We start from the raw sequence: 20151 nt of genomic DNA, 5'->3' as shown, positions 1-20151 counted from the left end.
CCGTGCAACGCACCCTTCCATTCATAACCTTCACCGTCAACTGGCGAGCGACCGCAATGTGTTGCAGATCGCACATTCGCGGCAGTGGCTCTGGCAGCAGTAACCAGTCTTAAGCCGCTCCTCAGACCTAGGCGTTAGACCACCCCTCCGGTTTCATCTTCCACCTTAACAAGGTGTCTGTGAAACCGGCAGCAGTCCACAGCGAGAAAGTTGGGATTGACTTGAGTCTGCTGCTTGGCCACTCGCTCAAGCGGATCTCCGTCGGAACACAGCGCGGGATGGTGTGAGGCAGGACCGGCGAGCATCGCGCAGTTTCGAACGTCCTTGGCGGCGTTGAATGAACGAATCGGGGCATGAAGGTCGCGCGTTAGGCTCTGCCAGAATGCGGGCATGAAGACCCTCTACCAAGCCGCCAACGCCGTCGAGGCCCACATGCTGGCGGACTACTTGAAGCAGGAAGGCCTTAGCGCGCTGGTGCGGGGCGAGCACCTGCAGGGAGCGGTGGGTGAACTGCCGGCTGGTGGCCTGGTGCGGTTGGTGATCGACGACGCGCAGTACGAAGCCGGACGCGAGGCGATCGCGCGCTGGGAGGCGGCGCAGCCTGTAGACGCGCCGCTGGCATCCAACGTCCAGCCCCGCCGTGGCAAAGGCGTGGGTGCTTTCGCGCTTGGTTTGGTCCTGGGCGCTGCTGGCGTGTACGCCTATCTCCACGCGCCCATCCCGGCCGACGGCATCGATCACAACCGCGACGGCACGCTGGATGAACGCTGGACCGTATCGCCGCGCGGCACCTTCCTACGCGTGGAGACCGACCGCAACTTCGACGGCAAGATCGACCACATCACCCTGTACGACAAAAACGGCCGCGTCACGACCATCCGAAGCGACGACGATTTCGACGGCCGCTTTGAAACGACCTTCAGCATGCACCAGGGCAACATCGAAACGCAGTGGATCGACTCCGATGGAGACGACGTGGTTGACCTCACGTACCACTTCAACAGCGGCGTGCTTCAGCGTGCCGACTACCGTGACCCCGCCACCGGCAAGACCGGGCGCGTGGAGCACTTCCGACTGAATAAGCTCACACACGCCGAAGTGGATAGTGACCAGGACGGCGTGCTGGACACGCACATCCGCTACACGCCCATGCAACAGGAATCGTCGCGCAGCGCGATCGAACGGTGACGCGGCCATGACCCACCAGGCGCTCGACCCACTTGTTCTACGCCCCCCCAAGGCCTTGTCTACTGAAGAGCTGTCGGACTGCGTTACTGAGGATCTCGTCTTCAAATGGCAAGGCGCCCCAGCACTCCTTGTACCGGCTCCGCAGCAAATGCTACCTGTCGTCGTCTCGCCATACATGACTGCGGTTAGAAGAGAGAGCGGCCGTGGTGAAAGCGTTCGGGCGGTCATTCAACGAATGCGCTTAGCCACAGCAACTCCTGATGCTTTCATGCATCGCCCCGTCGGCTGCAAGTGCTGGTTAGGCCACTAGTACTCTTCGCTGGCAGGTCGGAAATTCGTCAGTTTCCTGAGGCTCTCGCGGACGTTACGAACCGTCTTCGAGTACATCGTTGTCTCGGCCTGCGAGAACTGTTGTGAATTCTGCGATACCGCAACCCGTTCCTGGAGACCAGCGAGCCAAGAGAGACCGCTGGCCGCCGCATCTGCATCGTCGGGCTTCACATTGGCTTGGATTGCGGCCTGGGAAAACGTGTCCAAGTCTTGGGTTGATATTCGTGGCAGCGCCTGGAGGGCAGACGGCGCAATCGTCTGTGACGACAGACCCGCGAGAGCCGCAAGATACTTGGCGGCCATGCTGCTCAGTTGGCGCTCCGCTTGTGCTTTTGCGTCCTCCACCAGTTTTTGCTGGCGGCGAGTTGCCTCATGTATGTCTTTCGCCGTCTGGGCCTGGAGTTTGGCGATCTCAACTTGCTGCTTAGCTGATTCAGCGAGGATGCCAGTCAAATCTACATAACGTCTTGTCAACGCGACCAGCTTCCATGCGACAAAAGCAGACACGCCGGCAGCTACCGCCTGAACGGCGCCAGCGTTGGTGTTTAGCCATTCCCACATTCTCGATCTCCGACCAGATTGCTTGAACCACCCCGAATTTCGTGGAGGCCGGTTGGTTTAAGTCAGACCTCCGCCAAGGCGTCCTGATTGGCGAGTTGCCGCCAGTAGTTTGCCTCGGCCTCTGCCGTACGCAGCCAGTTTTCTTGGCAAACGACCGTTTCCACCGACTAGGACAGTCCGACCATAGCATCCTTGCGCGCAAGTTGTCGACATCAAAGATCGCTACTGCGGTGTACCGATAGGCCGGCGTGAAACGCACATTGAGCGCTTCCCCGACTGAGCCTTTCAAGGCCGTCAAAAAGTGCAAGGTGCCAGTTGAACGATCTATGCCGGCACGTCAACGGCGCTTTCAAGCTGCGCCTGCAGCGCACTGACCAGGGCATCGACATCGGTCGCCATGGCGCTGCCGAACTGCACGAAATCCGGGCGGATCACCACCATGTCCGCGCCGATCTCTTTCAGGTAGCGCCCGTAAACCCCGTCCACATCCTGGACTTGTTGCCCACTCAGCGCTGCGCTGCCGCCCAGCTCGACCACCCGCACGCCGAGTGCGTCCAGGCGGCGGCGGCTCCCGGGCGTCAGTCCATCCAGCGCACCGGCGCGCGCCACCAGCGAGAAACGAAATCCCACGTGCTCGTCGAATCGCATGACCTTGTCGCCGATCCCCAGCCGCCCTTGCGGCGGCACGGCGCCTGCGGCCCCAACGGGTTTGCCGTTGCCACCCCGCAGCAGTACCCCGGTGCTGAGAATGGGGAACTGCGGCTTGGGCGTCAGTTTGAGCTTGAAGAGCAGATCGCGCACCGCCGCCTTCACCGGGTTGGCGGTGTTGGCCACCAGCCCCAGGGAGCGTGAGTCCAGCATCAGCTTCTGTGCATGGGGCTTGCGCTCTTCTTCGTAGCTGTCGAGCAGGGTTTCGTCTGCCGCGCCGCGCAGGACCCGATCGAACTTCCACGCCAGGTTGGCCCCATCGCGCATGCCAGAGCACGCACCCTGGCCCAGATAGGGTGGGTTGGTGTGAGCGGCATCGCCGGCCAGAAAGACGCGCTTCACCTTCCAGGTCTTGGCCAACCGGCATTCGAAGGTGTAGACAAGGTGGCGGATCAGGCGCACGTCGTCGCGCGCAATGCCGTGGTACCGCTCCAGCAGGGCATAAGCCGCGTCGGGCGTGGACATCTGCTCGGTGGTCTCGGAAGGCAGCAAGGCAAATTCGAACCGCTGCCGGGTCTTCCCGATGGGCATGAACATGTAGCCCCGGCGCGGGTCGCAGATCTGCACCGCGCATTCGTCGAATTGGGCCGGCAGCGGTCGCAGAGGTTCGGTGTCGACGCACAACCAGCGCTCATTGAAGCCAAAGTCATGGCGGGCGATGCCGGTTGCCTCGCGCACGAAGCTGTTGGCGCCGTCGGCCCCCACCAGGTAACGGGCCACCAGCGTCACGTTGTCCGCATCGGTCGCTGTTGCATGCGGCTCCTTGGTCCAGGGCTTGCAGTGGAGCGTCACACTTTTCGGGTCCTGCTCGATCGCGGTGGCCAGAAAGCCGCGGAACAGGCGCACGTTGGGCAGTGTGCCAATGCGCTCGTGGATGGCCTCTTCGATGTGGGGCTGATGAACCGACAGGTGGTCGTCCCACAGCATCTTCTTCGTGTTGCCTGCCGCCACATCGATCAGCAGCTGGCCTTTTCCGTTGCGCCAGTGGTAGTGGGGCGTCGTCCAGGATTCGCGCAAGGCATGGTCACCGTCGGCACACAGGGAAATCAGCCGCGCGGTTTCGCCATCGATGTGCGTCAGGCGCGGCTTCCCATAGAGATTCGGCCAACGCTCCACCACCGCCACCCGGTGGCCCAGCTGGCCGAGCAGCGAGGCCAGCACGAGCCCGGTGGGGCCATAGCCGACGACGATGACATCGAATTCTTTCTTCTGACTGCTCATGTGTGTCTCCGTGTTGTTGTGGGTGTTCCCGGGTCCAGGCGGGCGGTTGGGTCATGGCCCGTGCGGCACCAGTTGCTCGACAAACCAGTCGGCCATGCGCAGGTTGCGCTCGGGCGCGTGGTTGTAGATGGTGTGTTCACCATCGCACCACTGGAGCACCGTCTTGACCTGGGAGGAAGCCAGCTGGAAGAAGTCCTTTTGGGCGTCCATCGGGACCAGCGGGTCACAGCCGCCTTGAACGATCAGCATGGCCGCGTCGGTGCGGTGCCGCACCGGCTCCAGGCAGAGGTCGGCGAGTCCCCGAGCGAGCGCGTCCAGCGTGTGCACGCCGAACACCGCCTGCATCTGCTCTCGGGCGGTTCGGAAGTCGGGCACGGTGGGCGCCATGGGCGCGCCGTTGATGGCGACGGCACGCACGCGAGGGTCCCGCACCGCCAGGTGGGCCGCCAACAAGCCGCCGAAGCTGTTCCCCACCACGCCGATGCGCCCTGCCGCCAGGGACTGCGCGTGGTCGATGAAGCGGCTGAACAGGGGCAGCGTCTTCGCGTCGAGGTGCATGCCGCCGTGCATGCGCGTGAGGCCTTGGCCCGGCCCCTCGGCAAGCACCACCTGAAAGCCGCGCGCGGCCAGGGCGCGGGCCATGCCGAGATAGACAGCACCCCACCCGCTCAATCCGCCGAGCACCACGACGGCGCCGCGCGCTGCCTGCGCCAGCGGACGCACCTCCCAGCCGTGAAGCACGCCCTCCTCGTGCGCCAGGCGAAGTTCCGTCAGGTCGTCGCTGGCGTCGGCATGCGCCTGCATGGCAACGTGGGCCCCTTCATAGAGTTCCTTCTTGCGCGGGCTGTCCGCGTTGAACGCCAGTTGCGCGCACTGCAGCAGCGCATGCACCGCGCGCCATGCGTAGGCGGCCGTTGCCCGATGCCCGCGCTCCATCGAGGCCCGGGCCAGCTCCCTGTACCGGGCGGCCTGGAATTCGCAAAGCACGTCCCAGGCCTGGGGATGTTCGTCCCGCGCCGAGGCGTGGACCGACAGGGCATCGCCCGGCGCCACACCGTAGTCCAGCATGCGCGAGACGGGTATGGCGCGCCGCAATGCCGCCAGCTGCTTCTGCAGGTCCGTTTGAATGAAGGGCACCGATTCGACGTGGGACGCCACGGCCTTGTCTCCTGTGTGATGGGGTGCGACCTTACGCTGGCGCCGACATTCGATCAATCGCAAAATGCCGAATTTGCTTATCGGTAATTGCGATGAAGAAACTGGATCTGAATCTGCTGAGACTGCTGGTGGCCCTGGATCAGACGCGCCATCTGGGGCGGGCGGCCGAGGCGCTGCAGATGAGCCAGTCGGGCCTCAGCACCGCCCTCGCGCGCTTGCGCGATCAACTGGGGGATGAGCTGTTCGTCCGCAGTCCCGGGGGCATGCGGCCCACGCCACGGGCGTTGCTGCTGGCAGAAACCGCCCGCACCATGCTGTTGCAGGTAGAGCAGGATGTGTTTGGATCGACGGTCTTCGATCCGCTGCGGTCCGAGACGCCATTCAGGCTTTCCATGTCGGACGTGGCAGAGGTGATCTTCCTGCCGGACCTGATCGCCCATCTGGCCATCGAGGCACCCGGAACGTCGCTCCAGATCTCGTCACCCAGCCAGACGCCCTTGCGCGAGCGCCTCGCCACGGGCGAGGTCGATCTGGCCATCGGCTACCTGCCGGATCTGGAGCGCGACGCCTACTTCCGCCAGTCCCTGTACAGCCACACCTATGCCTGCATGGTGCGCAAGGGTCATCCCGCCGTTCGATCCGGCTTGACGCGCTCGGTGTATGCAAGCCTTGGCCATGCGGTGGTCAAGACAGCCGCCCGCTCCACATCGCTGCTGGAGGAGGCGCTTGAGCGCGAACGCATCCAGCGCAAGGTCGTCCTGGGAACGCCGAGCCACCTCAGCCTTCCCGTGATCGTTGCCCGGTCCGATCTCGTTGCCACGGTCCCCATGGCGTTTGCGCTCGAAGCCTCGAAGACGCATGCGGTCGCTGTGCTGCCCCTGCCGTTTCGGCCTCCGTCGTTTCCCATCCACGTCTACTGGCACCGCCGGACGCATCGGGAGCCGAGCTACCAGTGGCTGCGTGCGCAGATCAAACAACTCTTCGATGCCGACGGCATCACGCCCGTTCAGCAGCCGGCCCGAAAGCGCCCTGCGCCTCGGCGCTCCGTTCGGCAATGACGTCATCGGCATCGATGCCGTTCTTCCTTTGCTTTTGCGTCTGGAGCAAAACCCATTGGCTTGCCGGGCGGTTTCCGGGTGGGGTGGCTTTTTCTAAAGTCAAGGCCACCCAACCAACCAAGGAATGCCACCATGCCCATCCTCAATGTCCAGGTCTCGGCGCCCCGCACGCCCGAGCTCTCCGAGCGCATCACGGAAGCGCTGCTCGAACTGACAGCCGCGTGCTCGGCAAACGGCGCGACCTCACCGCCGTGGTGATCGACTATGTCGACCCGCGCGACTGGTTCATCGCCGGCCAGTCGCTGGCAGCGCTGAAGAAGACCAGCTTCTACTTCGATGTGAAGGTGGTCGACGAGACCAACACCAAGGCCGAGAAGGCCCGCTATGTGGCCGAGGCGTTCGAGCTGTTCGAAAGACTCCTGGGCGATGTGCACACCGAAAGCTATGTGTACGTGCAGGACGTGCGCGCGTCTGCCTACGGCTTCGGCGGCCGGACGCAGGAGTACCGCCACCAGCACCCGGACCAATGAAGGGGAACGCCATGGAACTCGCGAATGTGATCGTGGCCACGGCCCTGCGCCGCGCGGCCCTGAATGCCTGGATCCCCGAAGGTGAGGGCAAGTGGTCGCTTCCCATTCAGTTCCTGCCAGACGGCTCGGGCTGGGTCGAGCTGATGCGGCTCGCGCCGGGTGTGCGCCTGGGCCTGCACCGGCACACCGGCGAAGTGCATGCCCTCACGCTGGCGGGCGAGCGCCGCCTCAACGACGGCCGCGTGGTGCGCGCGGGCGACTACATCCACGAGCCTGCGGGCAATGTGGACTGGTGGGAAGCCACCGGTGACGAAGAGCTGCTGGTGCACGTGGTCGTGAAGGGCAGCGTGGAATACCTGGGGGCACACCACAGCGTGTTGCAGCGGATCAGCACCGCCGACCGCATCGCGGACTACCGGCGCCATTGCGCGGAGGTGGGCGTGCCGCCTCGCGATCTGACCTGAGTCGACCCGCCTCCTCAAGAGAGCGCCGAGCGTGGGCGACGTGAACCCGGGCCCTTTGCCCGTGCCGTCGCCCAACTGGGTCGAGGCCGGCGAAATCTACGTGGGCGACACGGACGTGGGCACGCTGACCATCCAGGACGGCGCCACGGCGAGCAGCGCGTACGGCACGATCGGCTACGCCGGCGGCAACGGCACGGTGACCGTCACCGGCAGCGACGGCGCCGGCCATGTGTCCACCTGGACCATGCCGGGTGAGCTGAACGTGGGCGCCGGCGGCACCGCTTCGCTCTCCATCCTCAATGGGGGCCTAGTGAGCAGTTCGCACGGCCACATCGCCATGGGCGGCACGGCCTCGGTCACCGTCTCGGGCGTCGACGCCGATGGCAACGTGTCCACCTGGGCACTGACCTCCAACCTCTACGTGGGCTTTACCGACCCCGGTGATCTCACGGTGGACAACGGCGGCGCGATCACCGGCCACACCGCCTACTTCGGCTACCAGCCCAATGGCAACGGCACGGCCACGGTGTCGGGCCGCGACGCGGTCAGCGGCCGTGCGTCCAGCCTGAATTTCTCGGCCCAGTTGAACGTGGGTTATGAGGGCATCGGCGAACTGACCATCGAGGACAGCGGCACGGTGCAGACCTCGCAGACCCGCATCGCGGCGCTGGCCGGCTCCACCGGCACGCTGAACCTGCTGGGTGATGCCAGCGGGCGCGGTGTGCTGGAAACCGATGTGGTCGAGCGGGGCCTGGGCACCGCCACGCTCAACCTCAACGGGGGCATCCTGCGCGCGACCTTCAGCCAGGCCGACTTCCTGCGCGGCTTCGCCACGCTGGCGGGTGGGGCCGAAGGCGTGTGGATCGACACGAACAACCACCAGGTCGGCATCGGCACGGCTTTTACTGGCGCGGGCGCCAGCGCCAGCGGCACCACCGCCGTGCAGGTCACCAACCTCGGCGGTCTGGGCGCGTTGACCACGGGCGATGGCATCGAGGTCATCAGCGCGCTCAACGGTGCCACCACCACGGCCCAGACCACCCGCAATGCCTTCCGCCTCGCGGGCGAACACGTCGACGCCGGTGCCTACGAATACCGCCTGTTCGCGGCGGACGCCAGTGGCGCGGGGGAAAGCTGGTTCCTGCGCTCCAGCCCACTCGCCGCGGGGGCCACCATCCCCGCCTACCGGGTGGAGGTGCCGCTGTTCGCTGCGCTGCCCGAGCAACTGCGGCTGGGCAACACCGTGATGCTGGGCAACTGGCACCAGCGCATCGGCGAAGGCGCCGGCAGCGGCGCCGAGCGCCAGACCTGGGCACGCCTCATCAGCGCCGAGCGCACCGTGAGCCAGCGCGGCAACGCGAGCCCGCGCAGCCAGGGCCGGCTCAACGGCCTGCAGGCGGGTGTCGATCTGTGGGCCCAGCCGGACTGGCGCGCCGGCCTGTATGTGGGCCAGCTCGACGGCGACATGAAAGTGCGCGGCTTCGCCAGCGGCATCGCCGACCAGGCGGTGGGCCGCAACGGACTGCGCAGCGACTACCTGGGTGCCTACGCCACCTACCTCAGCCCCAGCGGCCTGTACGCGGACACGGTGCTGCAGGTCGGGCGCCACCGCTACGGCGTGGCGCCGCTGACCGCCTCGGCCGCCCACGGCAAGGGCGACAGCCTGCTCGCCTCGGTGGAAGTGGGGCGGGGCTACCCGCTCGCGGCGGGCTGGGTGCTGGAGCCGCAACTGCAGTTCATCCACCAGCGCATCGACCTCGACGGCGTGCGCATCGCGGGCGCCGACGTGCAGCAGAACACGCACAACGCTTGGACCGTGCGCGCCGGTCTGCGCTTGAAAGGCGAACTCTCCACCACCGCCGGCAGGCTGCAACCCTATGCCCGCCTGAACCTGTACCAGCGCAGCAAAGGCCGGGATGTGACCCGCTTCACCGGCACCGTGGGGGCCGCAGGTGGGCATGCGCGACACAGCGGCGGACTCAACGGGGCCGTGGGCCTGCGAATGCGCTGGTAGCAGCCCAAGAAGCGATCGGCGAGAACTTCGGCCCTTTCCTTCGCCGACATGGGGCGTTCTCCTACCCGCGCCAGGGCGGCCCGCTCGCATGCTGGGGGCATGGATATTCCCTCCCCCAAGCTCCATGCGTGGAAAAAGGCCGAGGCCGAGCTGGCCGACATCGAGCGAACGTTCCGCGCCCTGTCCGTTGATCTCTCCCCATCCGACCGCGAAAGGGTCACCCAGCAGCTCGCCGCATTGAAAGCGGCGCGGCTGAGGGTTCGCCTGCTGTTTGAAGAGGTGATGAAGGAGAGCGCCATCGTGCTGGAGCAACTCGCCGCCAGCGAAGCGCCGCCGCCACCTCCTCCTCCACCGCCGAGCCACGACCCACGCCGGCCTGACGCGGAAGACTGGTTGTCCTAGCCTGCGTGGTGGTTCAGGGCAAGGCCTGTGCGTCCAGCTCGGCCATCTCCTGCGCCGTGAACACCCGGGATCGCGTGTGGAAGGCCTTGCCTTGCGGGCCTTCGAGCGAGAAGGTGCCGCCGTGGCCGTCGATCACGTCGATGATGAGCTGCGTGTGCCGCCAGTATTCGTACTGCGCCTTGCCGATGTAGAACGGGCAGCCGCCGATGTCGCCCAGGTACACGTCGCCCGCGCCGGTGGTGATCTCACCCAGCAGGTAGCAGTTGGCCGCGCTGTTGTCGCAACAGCCGCCGCTCTGGTGGAACATGAGCCCGGGGCCATGCTGCGCCTTGAGCCGATCGATCAATTCCACGGCGGCCGGTGTGGCAATGACTCTTTCAACCATGAGAGATCTCCTGAGGTCTTTCCGGAGCGAAGTGCCCCTGCCAGAACGCGGCGGATCCGGCTTGGCCGGTCCGCACGCGTTGCTTAAAAGAACCCCAGCTTGTTTTCGGAATAGCTCACCAGCAGGTTTTTCGTCTGCTGGTAGTGGTCCAGCATCATCTTGTGGGTCTCGCGCCCGATGCCCGATTCCTTGTAGCCACCGAAGGCTGCGTGCGCGGGGTAGGCGTGGTAGCAGTTGGTCCACACGCGGCCGGCCTTGATGGCGCGGCCCATGCGGTAGGCCACGTTGCCGTTGCGGCTCCACACGCCGGCGCCCAGGCCATACAGCGTGTCGTTGGCGATCGCCAGCGCCTCGGCCTCGTCCTTGAAGGTGGTCACGGCCAGCACGGGGCCGAAGATTTCTTCCTGGAAGATGCGCATCTTGTTGTGGCCCTTGAACAGCGTGGGCTGCACGTAGTAGCCGCCTTCCAGGTCACCCCCCAGGTTCGCCTGGCCACCACCGGCCAGCACCTCGGCGCCTTCCTGCTTGCCCAGGTCAAGGTACGAGAGGATCTTGGTCAGCTGCTCCTTGCTGGCCTGCGCGCCCATCATGCTGTCGGTGTCCAGCGGGTTGGCGTGCTTGATGGCGGCCACGCGCTTCAACACCCGCTCCATGAACTTGTCGTAGATGCTTTCCTGGATCAGCGCGCGGCTGGGGCAGGTGCAGACCTCACCCTGGTTGAAGGCGAACAGCACCAGGCCTTCGATGGCCTTGTCCAGAAACGCATCGTCCTTGTCCATGATGTCGGCGAAGAACACGTTGGGCGACTTGCCGCCGAGTTCCAGCGTGGCGGGAATCAGGTTGTTCGCCGCGGCCTGCGCGATCACGCGGCCGGTGGTGGTGGAGCCGGTGAACGCGATCTTGGCGATGCGCTTGCTGGTGGCCAGCGGCATGCCGGCTTCCCGGCCGTAGCCGTTGACGATGTTGAGCACACCCGGCGGCAGCAGGTCGGCGATGAGCTCGGCCAGGATCAGGATGCTGATGGGCGTGGACTCGGCGGGCTTGAGCACCACGGCGTTGCCGGCACCCAGCGCGGGCGCGAGCTTCCAGGCAGCCATGAGGATGGGGAAGTTCCAGGGAATGATCTGGCCGATCACGCCCAGCGGTTCCTGGATGTGGTACGCCACGGTGTTCTCGTCGATGTTGCTCAGCGCGCCTTCCTGCGCGCGCACGCAGCCCGCGAAGTAGCGGAAGTGGTCCACCGTGAGCGGGATGTCGGCGTTGAGCGTCTCGCGGATCGCCTTGCCGTTGTCCACGGTCTCGGCGTAGGCCAGCAGCTCCAGGTTCTGCTCGATGCGGTCGGCGATCTTGAGCAGCACGTTGGCGCGCTCGGCGGCCGAGGTCTTGCCCCAGGCATCGGCGGCGGCGTGCGCGGCGTCCAGCGCGAGTTCGACGTCTTCGGCGGTCGAGCGCGCGGCGCGCGTGTAGACCTTGCCCGAGACGGGTGTGATCACATCGAAGTACTGGCCTTTGACCGGCGCGACCCAGCGCCCGCCGATGAAGTTGTCGTACTGGGCCTTGTAGGCGATCTTGGCACCGGCGGCGCCGGGGGCTGCGTAAAGCATGTTGTCTTCCTCAGGGTGAACGTTGATGGCAAGGCCTGTGTCTTCAGGCCCTCCTCTCACTTCAAGTTCCATGCCATGGGGTTTGGCATTGAAAAACGCTGCACAGCTGCACACCTGCGCCTTCGCACTGTCCCGGAACCGCGCACACGCCCATGAGCTGTCTCAAAGCGGCACACGGGTCGCCCACCATGAAAAAGGCCACTGGTTGCGCGCGCAACCAGTGGCCTTGACGAAGACAGCGGCGCTCAGGGCGCGGTGAGCGTCAACCCGTGCTTCTGGAAGATGGCCAGCAGCTCGCCGCTGTCGCGCATCGATTTCATGGCACCCTCCAGCGCCTGGCCGAGTTCCTTGTTCTCGGCCTTGATCGCCATGCCCACGGGCCAGCCGGTGTCGGGCACGCCGCCGAGCGAGAGCATGCTCAGGCGGATGTGGCTCGGCCTCGGATCGGTGTGCGAGAGCACCGATTCGGCCTGCGCGCGCGTCACATAGGCAGCGGCGGCCTTGCCCTCCACCACGGCCTGCACCGCCTGCTCGCCGGTGTTGTGGATGCCCACCTGCGCGCGCAGCAGGCCGCCGCCGTGGCCCATCAGCGCGCTGGCCGCGCCGGCCCCGCGCTCGGCGGCCAGCGGCAGGCCCTTGAGGTCTTCGGGCGTGGCCACCTCGGCGATGCGGCGCGTGTCGTGCGCCAGCACCAGCTGCTGGCGCATGTAGGGCGCGAGGATCATCACCTGGCGGTTCTTCTGCATCAGGTAGCGGTCCACCGGCACCTGCAGCATCACGTCGGCAGGGCCGTAGCCCAGGTAGTGGCCGCGCCAGACCATGTTGCGCAGGTCGTCGTTCATGTTCTCGCCCGCGTCGAACGGGAGCAGCGCCAGCCTCAGCTGGAGCTGGCGCGCCAGCGCGGCGGCGATCGACACGTCCAGGCCGTGGAGGTCGTTGGCCGGGCCGTCGGAGAACGGCGCGTTGTCCTTGTAGACCGCCACTTTCAGCGCGCCATTCGCGCGGATTCGTTCGAGGTCGCTCAGGTCGGCCTGCGCGCGCGCCAGTGGCACGCTCGCGGCGAGCAGGGCCGCCAGCACCTGGCGGCGGTCGGGGTGGTGTTGATGGGTCGTGGTCATGCGCGTCTCCCGCCTCAGGGTTCGCGTCGGGTTTCGAGGTAGGTCTTGATCGACCAGATCGCCTCCTGCGACAGCGTGCCTTCGAATGGCGGCATGTACACGCGCCCGTCGCGCACGCGGCCCCGGCGCACGGTGGCCATGTAGTAGTCGTCCATCTCCTTGAAGCACGCGGCCTTCTTCGCCGCGTCGGCGTAACCCGAGCATTCGCCGTCGAACTTGCGCAGGTCGGGCGAGATGCCTCCGGAGATCGCTTCCAGGCCATGGCAGCGCGCGCAGTTCTGGTTGTAGGCCGAGGTGCCGATGCGCAGCGCCTCCTTGTTCGCGGGGCCGCTGCTGTAGGGGTTGGCATCGAGCCACTTGGTGCCGAGCTGCGGCAGGGTGCTGGTGTCCACCGCCTGCGGTGTCACGTCGCCATGCGCCATCACAGCGGCCACGCCGCAGGTGATGGCCAGCGCGAGCAGGCCGCGCGCGCCCCGCAAGGGAAGAGAGAAACGCGAAATCTTCATGGGTTGTCTCCGGTTCAGAAAGGGTCTTTTCCGGCATGGACAGCAAGTTGCAGGCCATGGCGCCGTGGACCGGAGCCACGCAAGGGACGGGCCCGCCCGCAGGGCCGGTCAGGCCCGTGCAAGGTGTGCCAATTTGAATCACCGGGTCGCCTGCGGTCGCACCGGATGTCACAGTCCGCCGCTTCATGGGCGCCTTGTGTGTCAACTTTGCGCGCCACGGCCTGGCCCGGGTGGTGGCCGGCTCTTTGCTAACAGCGAAAGTGAGACACCCGGGACACGCTGTTGCATCTCGGGATTAACCAGTGTTGCTCACAGGGACAGTTATGAAGAGAATTGCATGAACCCGCGCGACCAGGACGACAGCCCGTCTGACGACCCGGAGCACCCGCCACGATGGGTGCCCGACTACTGGGGGGGATTTCCCCCGGATCCAGGAGACAACATGAGTGCAGCCCTCTTCACGCCTCCCGGCGGAAGACACGATGCGCCCGCGCCCCCCGGCCCGGACGGCAACGCACCACCCGATCCCATCGGCCAGGCCCACCGCCGGTCGCAGGCGTATGGCATCGACTCGACGGACGCGCCCGATTTCTCCAGCCCTGGCGTGGGCCTGCTCAACGATGCGCGGGAAGAGAACCGATTCCTGTTCCAGCACGCCGCCCCGGTCATGGAGACGCTCTACGACCAGATCGTGAACACCCACAGCATGGTGCTGCTCACCTCCGCCAAGGGCCTGGTGCTGCATTCGCTGGGCGACACCGACTTTCTCGAAAAGGCCTCGCGCGTCGCGCTCACGCCCGGCATGGACTGGTCCGAAAAGAACAAGGGCACGAACGCGATCGGCACCGCGCTCAGCGAACAGGAAGCGCTCACGGTGCACGGCAGCCAGCACTACATGGACGCCAACAAGTTCCTCACCTGCTCGTGTTCGCCGATCTTCGATCCCTACGGCCAGGTCATCGGCGCGCTGGACGTGACGGGTGACCACCGCAGCTACCACCAGCACACGCTGGCGCTGGTGCGCATGTCGGCGCAGATGATCGAGAATCACATGTTCGCGGACATCTTCCCCAAGGCCATCCGCATCCACTTCCACACCCGCTCCGAGTTCCTGGGCACGCTGGTCGAGGGCATCGCGGTGTTCTCGCCCGAAGGCCGCTTCCTCTCGGCCAACCGCAGCGCGCAGTTCCAGATCGGCTTGCCGTTCAGCGCGCTCAAGGCCCACACCTTCTCCTCGCTCTTCGGCATGCCGATCTCGGCCCTGTTCGAGCTGTTCAGCGGTGCCATGCCCACGCCCAAGCAGCTGTGCATGCACAACGGCGTGTCGGTCTGGTGCCGCGTGAAGATCAAGGCCGCCAACCCCTGGTCGGGCGGTGGCAAGCCCACCGGCGCCGCGCCCGACGCGGCACCTGCTTGCGCCACCGCCGCGGCCGAGCCGCTCAAACCCACCGGCCGCAAGATGCAGTTCTCCTCGCTGCAGTACCTCGACACGGGCGACCCCCAGGTGTCGGCGGTGATCCACAAGCTGCGCCGGGTCTCGGGGCGCGACATCCCGGTGATGATCCTGGGCGAGACCGGCACCGGCAAGGACCTGCTGGCCCAGGCCATCCACGGCGATTCCACGCGCTCGGCGCAGCCCTTCGTGTCGGTGAACTGCGCCTCGATCCCGGACACGCTGATCGAGTCCGAGCTGTTCGGCTACGAAGAAGGCGCCTTCACCGGCGCGCGCAAGAAGGGCTCCATCGGCAAGATCCTTCAGGCCCACGGCGGCACGCTGTTCCTCGACGAGATCGGCGACATGCCCAAGCACCTGCAGGCCCGCCTGCTGCGCGTGCTGCAGGACCGCAAGGTCAGCCCGCTGGGCGCGGGCAAGGAGGTGGAGGTGGACGTCACGGTGATCAGCGCCACGCACAAGAACCTCAAGGACATGATCGCGCGCGGCGATTTCCGCGAAGACCTCTACTACCGCCTCAATGGTCTGGTGGTGCGCCTGCCCGCGCTGCGCGAGCGCACGGACTTCGAACTGGTGGTGCACAAGATCCTCAAGGCGCTGTGCGACCAGGGCCAGCAGATCGGCATCGCGCCCAACGTCATGGCGCTCTTCAAGCGCTACCAGTGGCCGGGCAACTTCCGCCAGCTGCACAACCTGCTGCGCACCGCCGTCGTGATGGTCGGCAGTGACGGCGTGATCGACGTGGCGCACCTGCCCGACGATTTCCTCGACGAACTCGAACACGCCCAGGCCGCCGATGCGGCGCAGGGCGGCCTGGCCGAGTCCTTCGGCACCGCCCCGGGCAGCGAGCCGCTGCCACCGCCCGCGCCGCTGAGCGAGGTGGCACCCGGCGATGGCCAGCGCCTGCAGGACGTCACGCTCAGCGCCATGGCGCAGATGCTGCGCCTGCACAAGGGCAATGTGTCGGCGGCGGCGAAGGCGCTGGGCGTCTCGCGCAACACCATCTACCGCAAGAAGGACCAGCTGCCGCCTGACCTGCTGGGCTGAGGCCGCGCGAGCGTCACCAGAGCAGCTTCACACCCACGCTGCCGTTCACGCCGCTGCGGGTGCGCGCGCCGCCCGCCATGTCCCACAGCTTGCCAAGCTCGCCGTACACGCTGGTGCGGGCGCTCACCCGCCAGCTGGCGCCCGCCGTGAGCTCGCTGCTGGTGCCGCCGGTGCGGCTGCGGATGTCGGTGCCGCCGCCCGTGCCGACGAAGCGGGTGATGTCGGTGCCGTTGCTGCGCTTGTGGAGGTTCAGGCCGCCATGGATTTGCAACGGTCCGGGTCCGATGTCCCACTGGCCCTTGATGCGCGCGCCCACGCGGGCGATCCAGCCCCCGTCGATGTCCTGCTCGATGCCGGCGTTGCTGATGGTGTTGCTGTCCAGTTTCACGCGCTGGTAGGCGATCTGGAACTGCGGCTCGAGCACCCAGCGCGGCGCCAGCGCCAGGGCCCGCCCCACTTCGATCGAGGCCACGAGGCTGTCGCCCTTGCCGGTGCTCGCCAGCCCCGTGGACGCGTGCGCGGTGTAGCGGTGGTCACCCACCTGCAGCACGCCGTCGACATACAGCCCATCCGCGGGCAGCCAAGTGGCGTAGCCACCCAGGTACTGGCTGCGCAGGTCGTTGCGGCCCGCGGCGTAGTTCACCTCGCCGCTGGCCAGGCCATGGACCTTCATGTCGCTCCCGAGCTTGCCCACGTAGACGCCGGTGCGCCACAGGGCATGGCCCCACAGGTCGGTGCCGGTCTGGAAACCGCGGATGCGCCCGTGGCTGGTGGGGCTGACGGTGCCCTGCTGGGCGATGTCGCGGTTCACGTTGAAGATCCGGCCCCAGGCCTGGCGTTCGCCGCCGCTGGCACCGTCCTTGGCGGCGCGCGGCTCGCCCACGCGCTGCTGCCGATCGGCCAGCATGGCGATGTCCAGGGAACGGAATTGCTCGGGCACCACGGCGTACAGCGAGGCCTCGCTGCGGTAACCCGTGGAGCGCAGGTACCAGTTCTCGCCCGCGCCGCTGGCGTCGCCCGCATGCAGTTGGTAGGCGTAGGCGCCGCCGCCCACCTGGCCGCCGGCCAGGCTGAAAGCGTTGCGGGTGGTCTGGGCCGTCGTGGTCGCGCCGCCCGTGGCGCTGACCACTTCGATGCCGTCGCCCGTGGTGGGCGCGCCCAGACTGCCGAGGTTGGTGATCCGCAGTGGCGTGGTGCCCGTGGCGCTGGCCGTGGGACCCGCGAACACCAGGGGAGCGCCGGCCGGTCCGACGCCCAGGTTCATGGTGCCGCCGAGGCCCACATAGGCGCCGGTCAGCGTGAGTGTGGCGCCCGACAGCGACACCGTGCCGGCGTTGCTCAGGCGGGTCAACGTCTGGTCGAAGCGGTCCAGGTCCAGCGTGCCTGCGGCGGCGACGGTGTGGGCCGAGTTGGCGCTGAACACCTGGGCCGCGCCCGCGCGAAGCGTGCCGCCGGCCACGGTGGTGGCACCCGCATAGGTGCTGGCACCGCGCAGCGTGGTCGTGCCGCCGCCCAGGTGGTTCAGGGTGACGCTGCCGGTGATGGGCGCGGTGAAGTCGTGGGCACTGGCGTTGTGGTTGAAGTTCAGCACCGCCGTGCCGGCGCCGCCGTTGACGACCGAGGCGAGCACCGTGCCCGGGGCGATGGCCGCGTCTCCCGCGGCCGCACCGATGTTCAACGTGGCAACGCCACTGGCGTTCGTGGCCAGGTTGAGCGCGGCAGCGCCGCCGTTGGCCGAAAGCAGCCCGCCGTCGGACACACGCAGGCTCGCCGTGCCCGATGCACCCAGGGTGATGGCGCCCAGGGTGGTGCCGAGCCGGGAGCCCGCGCCGGTCACGACACCGGTGAAGCCTCCGGGCATCGAGCCCAGCTGGATCGCTGCCCGGGTCTCCAGGTGACCACCGTTGGACACTTCGAGCGTGCCGCGCTGGTGAATGTACGAGACCCCTGAGGTCATGGCCGAGCCCGCGCCGCTGACGAGCACGTGGGCCACGCCGCCGTTGGATACCGTGGCCGAGGGACCGCCGAAGCGGATCCCGGATGGCCCGGTGGAGACAAGCACACCACCATCGAGCACGCGAATGTGGGCCTGCCCTTCAAGACCTTGAAGCAAGACCGTCCGGACGTTGGTGCCCGCACCTCGCACGGTGAGCGTGCCGATGGTGCCAGCCGTGTTGCCGACCTGCAAAGTGCCGGCCAGGCCGGAAACGCCGTAGGACGCGCCGGGCTGCAAAACCAGGGCCCCGCCGGCCACCGACTCGATGGCGATCTGCCAACCGTTGCTGTTGATCGTCACGCCCCCTTGCACCGGCGGCAGCGCGGTGGTGAGGGTGAAGGCCGCGGTCAAATTGATCGTGGAAGCGGGATCCCCGCTGGCATTCGCCGCGTGGATTGCCGCCGCCAACTCCGTTTCGTTGGCGGCCGTGAACGTGGCGGCCTGCGAGAGGCCGCAAGTGACCCATGCGGCCAGGGCCACGGCTGTGTCACGTGGATTCATCGGTTGACCCCCTGTCATGAAAAAATTTCCGCTCTCGAAAAAGCAGCGGTCCAGCGATGCTGGCTCTTATATTGACGACCGATACTGGAAAAACCTTAATCGCCGTCGGTCTGCTGCATCCACAGCGGCTCCAGCTCGCGCCAAGCGCGCTGCACGTTGAAGTCCTGGCGCTGCGCGTGGCCGACCGAATGGCGCCATTCGGGCATCGCGACGGCAGCGCTCTCGCCGGCGTGGCGCCCCTGGTCCATGGCGCTCAGCACCTGATCGCGCAAGGCCTGCAGGTAGGCCCTGGTGCCGGCGAGGGCCACGGGCGCCTGCTCGCCCTGCGCGCTGGACACCACCACGCCGATCACGTGGCGCGGCCTCAGCGCCTGCAAACGGTCCAGCGCGGCGAGCCAGCCGTCCACACTGCCCTGCGCGAGTTCGGGCAGGCGCTCGCCGTACACCAGGCCGCCCGCCCACAACACGCCCTGCTGCGCGTGCCAGAGCACCAGGTCGCTCTCGGTGTGCCCCTGCTCCACGCGCATCACGCGCAGGCGCTGCGAGCCCACCGCCAACACCTCGCCTTCGATCAGGCTGCGCGTGGGCCACACGATGGCCGTGCCCGCCATGGCCTGCGCGCCGGCACGTTCGATGAGGCTTTGCAGGCAGGCCGGGCAGCGTTGCTCCATCGCCCGGCGCGTGCCCTCGGTGGCGAGCACCGTGGTCTGGCCGGTCTCGATGCGGTCGGCCCAGGCGCCATTGGCCAGCACGTTCTCGGCGTGCGCGTGGGTGTTGACGATCCAGCGCACCTGCACCCCGAAGCGGCAGGCCAGCGAGGCGCGCACGCGCTCGCCGTGCCGATGGCTCGGGCCGGGATCCACCAGCAGCGCCTCACCGCCGTCGATCAGCACCGAGGTCGGCACCACATGGCCGGCGTTGTCGGGCGACACCTCCTGCGGCACCGGCGGCGACCAGGCCCACACGCCCGGTGCCACGGTCTGCCAGAGCACGCCGTCCGGGCAGTCGCTGCCCTGTGCGTTCACGGAGACACACAGTGCGAACAGCAAGGCGCCCACCGCTCTCATGGCAACGGGCGCCTCACGCACGCGCGCAGACACGCTAGCATCGCCGGCTCGCCACCGAGGTGGCCGCTGGGCGGCAGGTGCAACACCACCGGGCCGCCCAACCGCCGGCCCCGCGCGGCCCAGCGGACGCTGTTGGCCGGTGGGCAGATCGCGTCGAAGCGCCCATGCACCCAGTCCACCGGGATGCCCTCGCGCGCGAGCAGCGCCACCGCGCGGTCCAGCCCGCCCGGGCGCATGAAACCCCGGTGCAGCAGGTAGTGCGCCTGCACCCGGTAGCGGGCCCGGGCCGCGCGGTCGCTGCGGTGTACACCGGGCTGGCGCAGGCGCGCCAGCGCGCGCCGCTGCTGGCGCTGCAGGCCGGCCCATTCACGGCGGATCGGGTTCGCCCAGGGCGAGCCGGTGTGTGCCGCGTGGCGCAGGCTGCGCCGCAGGCCATGCGCCGCATCGGCGGTTTCGCGCAGGCCCCACCCGCGCCACGCGCGCAGCGATGCAACACCGGGTGTACCGTTTTGAATCAGTTGTCTCAGCCGTTGCAGCGCCACCGGCACACCGTCACCCACGCGCACCGGCCAGAGCGCGGCCGGCGCTCTCAGGGTTTGCCCTCGCTTGGCCGACGGCAACAGCAGGCCTCCGATCTCACGGCGCGTGAGCGCGAAGGCACCGCGCAGCACCAGGCGCTGCACGCGCGCCGGGTGCCGCTGCGCATACGCCAGCGCCACCACCGTGCCCCAGGAACCCGCCAGCACCGACCAGCGTTCGATGCCCAGTTGCTCGCGCAGCCGCTCCAGATCGGCCACCAGCGCGAGGGTGTGGTTGCCCTGCGTGCGGGCGCGCGGCCGC

The 20151-nt window shown here is 67.4% G+C and carries 16 protein-coding genes and 1 pseudogene; 7 read left to right on the top strand and 10 right to left on the bottom strand.

What is annotated here, in order from left to right:
- The first annotated feature begins 390 nt into the window (after positions 1-390).
- Positions 391-1188: a putative signal transducing protein gene (locus ACODTB_RS24880; RefSeq protein WP_291119146.1), complete on the top strand. Its 798-nt coding sequence runs from the start codon at positions 391-393 to the stop codon at positions 1186-1188.
- Positions 1189-1494: 306 nt separating this feature from the next.
- Here the strand turns inward: ACODTB_RS24880 and ACODTB_RS24875 are convergent, their stop codons facing one another.
- The 3 genes from ACODTB_RS24875 to ACODTB_RS24865 all read right to left on the bottom strand — a co-directional run bounded on the left by ACODTB_RS24875 (position 1495) and on the right by ACODTB_RS24865 (position 5166).
- Positions 1495-2079 carry a hypothetical protein gene (locus tag ACODTB_RS24875; RefSeq protein ID WP_291119143.1) on the bottom strand — a complete coding sequence of 195 codons (585 nt, stop codon included), beginning with the start codon at positions 2077-2079 and terminating at the stop codon, positions 1495-1497.
- Between the two features lie 324 nt (positions 2080-2403).
- On the bottom strand, positions 2404-4008 hold the full coding sequence (mhpA, locus tag ACODTB_RS24870) for a bifunctional 3-(3-hydroxy-phenyl)propionate/3-hydroxycinnamic acid hydroxylase MhpA (protein WP_291119141.1): 1605 nt from the start codon (positions 4006-4008) through the stop codon (positions 2404-2406).
- Between the two features lie 51 nt (positions 4009-4059).
- Positions 4060-5166: an alpha/beta hydrolase gene (locus ACODTB_RS24865; RefSeq protein ID WP_291119138.1), complete on the bottom strand. Its 1107-nt coding sequence runs from the start codon at positions 5164-5166 to the stop codon at positions 4060-4062.
- 92 nt (positions 5167-5258) lie between these two features.
- Here ACODTB_RS24865 and ACODTB_RS24860 point away from each other — a divergent pair, with 92 nt between their 5' ends.
- From ACODTB_RS24860 to ACODTB_RS24840, 5 genes and pseudogenes are all read left to right on the top strand, one after another.
- The gene (locus tag ACODTB_RS24860; RefSeq protein ID WP_291119135.1) at positions 5259-6224 is read left to right on the top strand and encodes a LysR family transcriptional regulator; all 966 of its coding nucleotides are present in this window, start codon (positions 5259-5261) and stop codon (positions 6222-6224) included.
- Positions 6225-6356: 132 nt separating this feature from the next.
- Positions 6357-6754: pseudogene (locus tag ACODTB_RS24855) on the top strand (tautomerase family protein).
- Between the two features lie 11 nt (positions 6755-6765).
- Complete coding sequence (locus tag ACODTB_RS24850) at positions 6766-7218, top strand: cupin domain-containing protein (RefSeq protein WP_291119131.1); 453 nt, start codon at positions 6766-6768, stop codon at positions 7216-7218.
- 31 nt (positions 7219-7249) lie between these two features.
- Positions 7250-9232 (top strand): autotransporter family protein, encoded by a 1983-nt coding sequence (locus tag ACODTB_RS24845; protein ID WP_291119129.1) that lies wholly within the window; start codon positions 7250-7252, stop codon positions 9230-9232.
- Positions 9233-9331: 99 nt separating this feature from the next.
- A complete protein-coding gene (locus ACODTB_RS24840; protein ID WP_291119126.1) occupies positions 9332-9634 on the top strand; it encodes a hypothetical protein in 303 nt (100 codons plus the stop codon).
- Between the two features lie 13 nt (positions 9635-9647).
- Here the strand turns inward: ACODTB_RS24840 and ACODTB_RS24835 are convergent, their stop codons facing one another.
- The 4 genes from ACODTB_RS24835 to pedF form a co-directional block, all read right to left on the bottom strand.
- Positions 9648-10019 (bottom strand): DUF779 domain-containing protein, encoded by a 372-nt coding sequence (locus ACODTB_RS24835; protein ID WP_291119123.1) that lies wholly within the window; start codon positions 10017-10019, stop codon positions 9648-9650.
- Between the two features lie 83 nt (positions 10020-10102).
- Positions 10103-11623, bottom strand: a complete 1521-nt coding sequence (gene exaC, locus ACODTB_RS24830) for an acetaldehyde dehydrogenase ExaC (RefSeq protein WP_291119120.1) — start codon at positions 11621-11623, stop codon at positions 10103-10105.
- A gap of 245 nt (positions 11624-11868) precedes the next feature.
- A complete protein-coding gene (locus ACODTB_RS24825) occupies positions 11869-12741 on the bottom strand; it encodes a substrate-binding periplasmic protein (RefSeq protein WP_291119117.1) in 873 nt (290 codons plus the stop codon).
- Positions 12742-12755: 14 nt separating this feature from the next.
- Positions 12756-13247: a cytochrome c-550 PedF gene (gene pedF / locus ACODTB_RS24820; protein ID WP_291119115.1), complete on the bottom strand. Its 492-nt coding sequence runs from the start codon at positions 13245-13247 to the stop codon at positions 12756-12758.
- Between the two features lie 442 nt (positions 13248-13689).
- Here pedF and ACODTB_RS24815 point away from each other — a divergent pair, with 442 nt between their 5' ends.
- Positions 13690-15747 (top strand): sigma-54-dependent Fis family transcriptional regulator, encoded by a 2058-nt coding sequence (locus ACODTB_RS24815; RefSeq protein WP_291119114.1) that lies wholly within the window; start codon positions 13690-13692, stop codon positions 15745-15747.
- 13 nt (positions 15748-15760) lie between these two features.
- Here ACODTB_RS24815 and ACODTB_RS24810 read toward each other — a convergent pair whose 3' ends face one another.
- The 3 genes from ACODTB_RS24810 to ACODTB_RS24800 all read right to left on the bottom strand — a co-directional run.
- Complete coding sequence (locus ACODTB_RS24810; protein WP_291119111.1) at positions 15761-18223, bottom strand: autotransporter outer membrane beta-barrel domain-containing protein; 2463 nt, start codon at positions 18221-18223, stop codon at positions 15761-15763.
- Positions 18224-18339: 116 nt separating this feature from the next.
- Positions 18340-19311 carry an MBL fold metallo-hydrolase gene (locus tag ACODTB_RS24805; protein WP_488929839.1) on the bottom strand — a complete coding sequence of 324 codons (972 nt, stop codon included), beginning with the start codon at positions 19309-19311 and terminating at the stop codon, positions 18340-18342.
- Positions 19308-20151, bottom strand: an 844-nt coding sequence (locus tag ACODTB_RS24800; RefSeq protein ID WP_488929838.1) for an alpha/beta fold hydrolase, incomplete at its 5' end; no start/stop codon positions are given. The genes ACODTB_RS24800 and ACODTB_RS24805, both read right to left, overlap by 4 nt.

The sequence above is a fragment of the Hydrogenophaga sp. FG152 genome, assembly GCF_057809615.1.
Note: the sequence above shows the minus strand (reverse complement) of the source record. Positions and strands in the feature narration are given on the sequence as shown.

Coding starts and splice junctions, on each gene's coding strand:
- ACODTB_RS24805 (WP_488929839.1), bottom strand. CDS start 19,311: ATGAGAGCGGTGGGCGCCTTGCTGTTCGCACTGTGTGTCTCCGTGAAC.
- pedF (WP_291119115.1), bottom strand. CDS start 13,247: ATGAAGATTTCGCGTTTCTCTCTTCCCTTGCGGGGCGCGCGCGGCCTG.
- ACODTB_RS24875 (WP_291119143.1), bottom strand. CDS start 2,079: ATGTGGGAATGGCTAAACACCAACGCTGGCGCCGTTCAGGCGGTAGCT.
- ACODTB_RS24850 (WP_291119131.1), top strand. CDS start 6,766: ATGGAACTCGCGAATGTGATCGTGGCCACGGCCCTGCGCCGCGCGGCC.
- ACODTB_RS24825 (WP_291119117.1), bottom strand. CDS start 12,741: ATGACCACGACCCATCAACACCACCCCGACCGCCGCCAGGTGCTGGCG.
- ACODTB_RS24835 (WP_291119123.1), bottom strand. CDS start 10,019: ATGGTTGAAAGAGTCATTGCCACACCGGCCGCCGTGGAATTGATCGAT.
- ACODTB_RS24880 (WP_291119146.1), top strand. CDS start 391: ATGAAGACCCTCTACCAAGCCGCCAACGCCGTCGAGGCCCACATGCTG.
- exaC (WP_291119120.1), bottom strand. CDS start 11,623: ATGCTTTACGCAGCCCCCGGCGCCGCCGGTGCCAAGATCGCCTACAAG.
- ACODTB_RS24860 (WP_291119135.1), top strand. CDS start 5,259: ATGAAGAAACTGGATCTGAATCTGCTGAGACTGCTGGTGGCCCTGGAT.
- mhpA (WP_291119141.1), bottom strand. CDS start 4,008: ATGAGCAGTCAGAAGAAAGAATTCGATGTCATCGTCGTCGGCTATGGC.
- ACODTB_RS24815 (WP_291119114.1), top strand. CDS start 13,690: ATGAGTGCAGCCCTCTTCACGCCTCCCGGCGGAAGACACGATGCGCCC.
- ACODTB_RS24840 (WP_291119126.1), top strand. CDS start 9,332: ATGGATATTCCCTCCCCCAAGCTCCATGCGTGGAAAAAGGCCGAGGCC.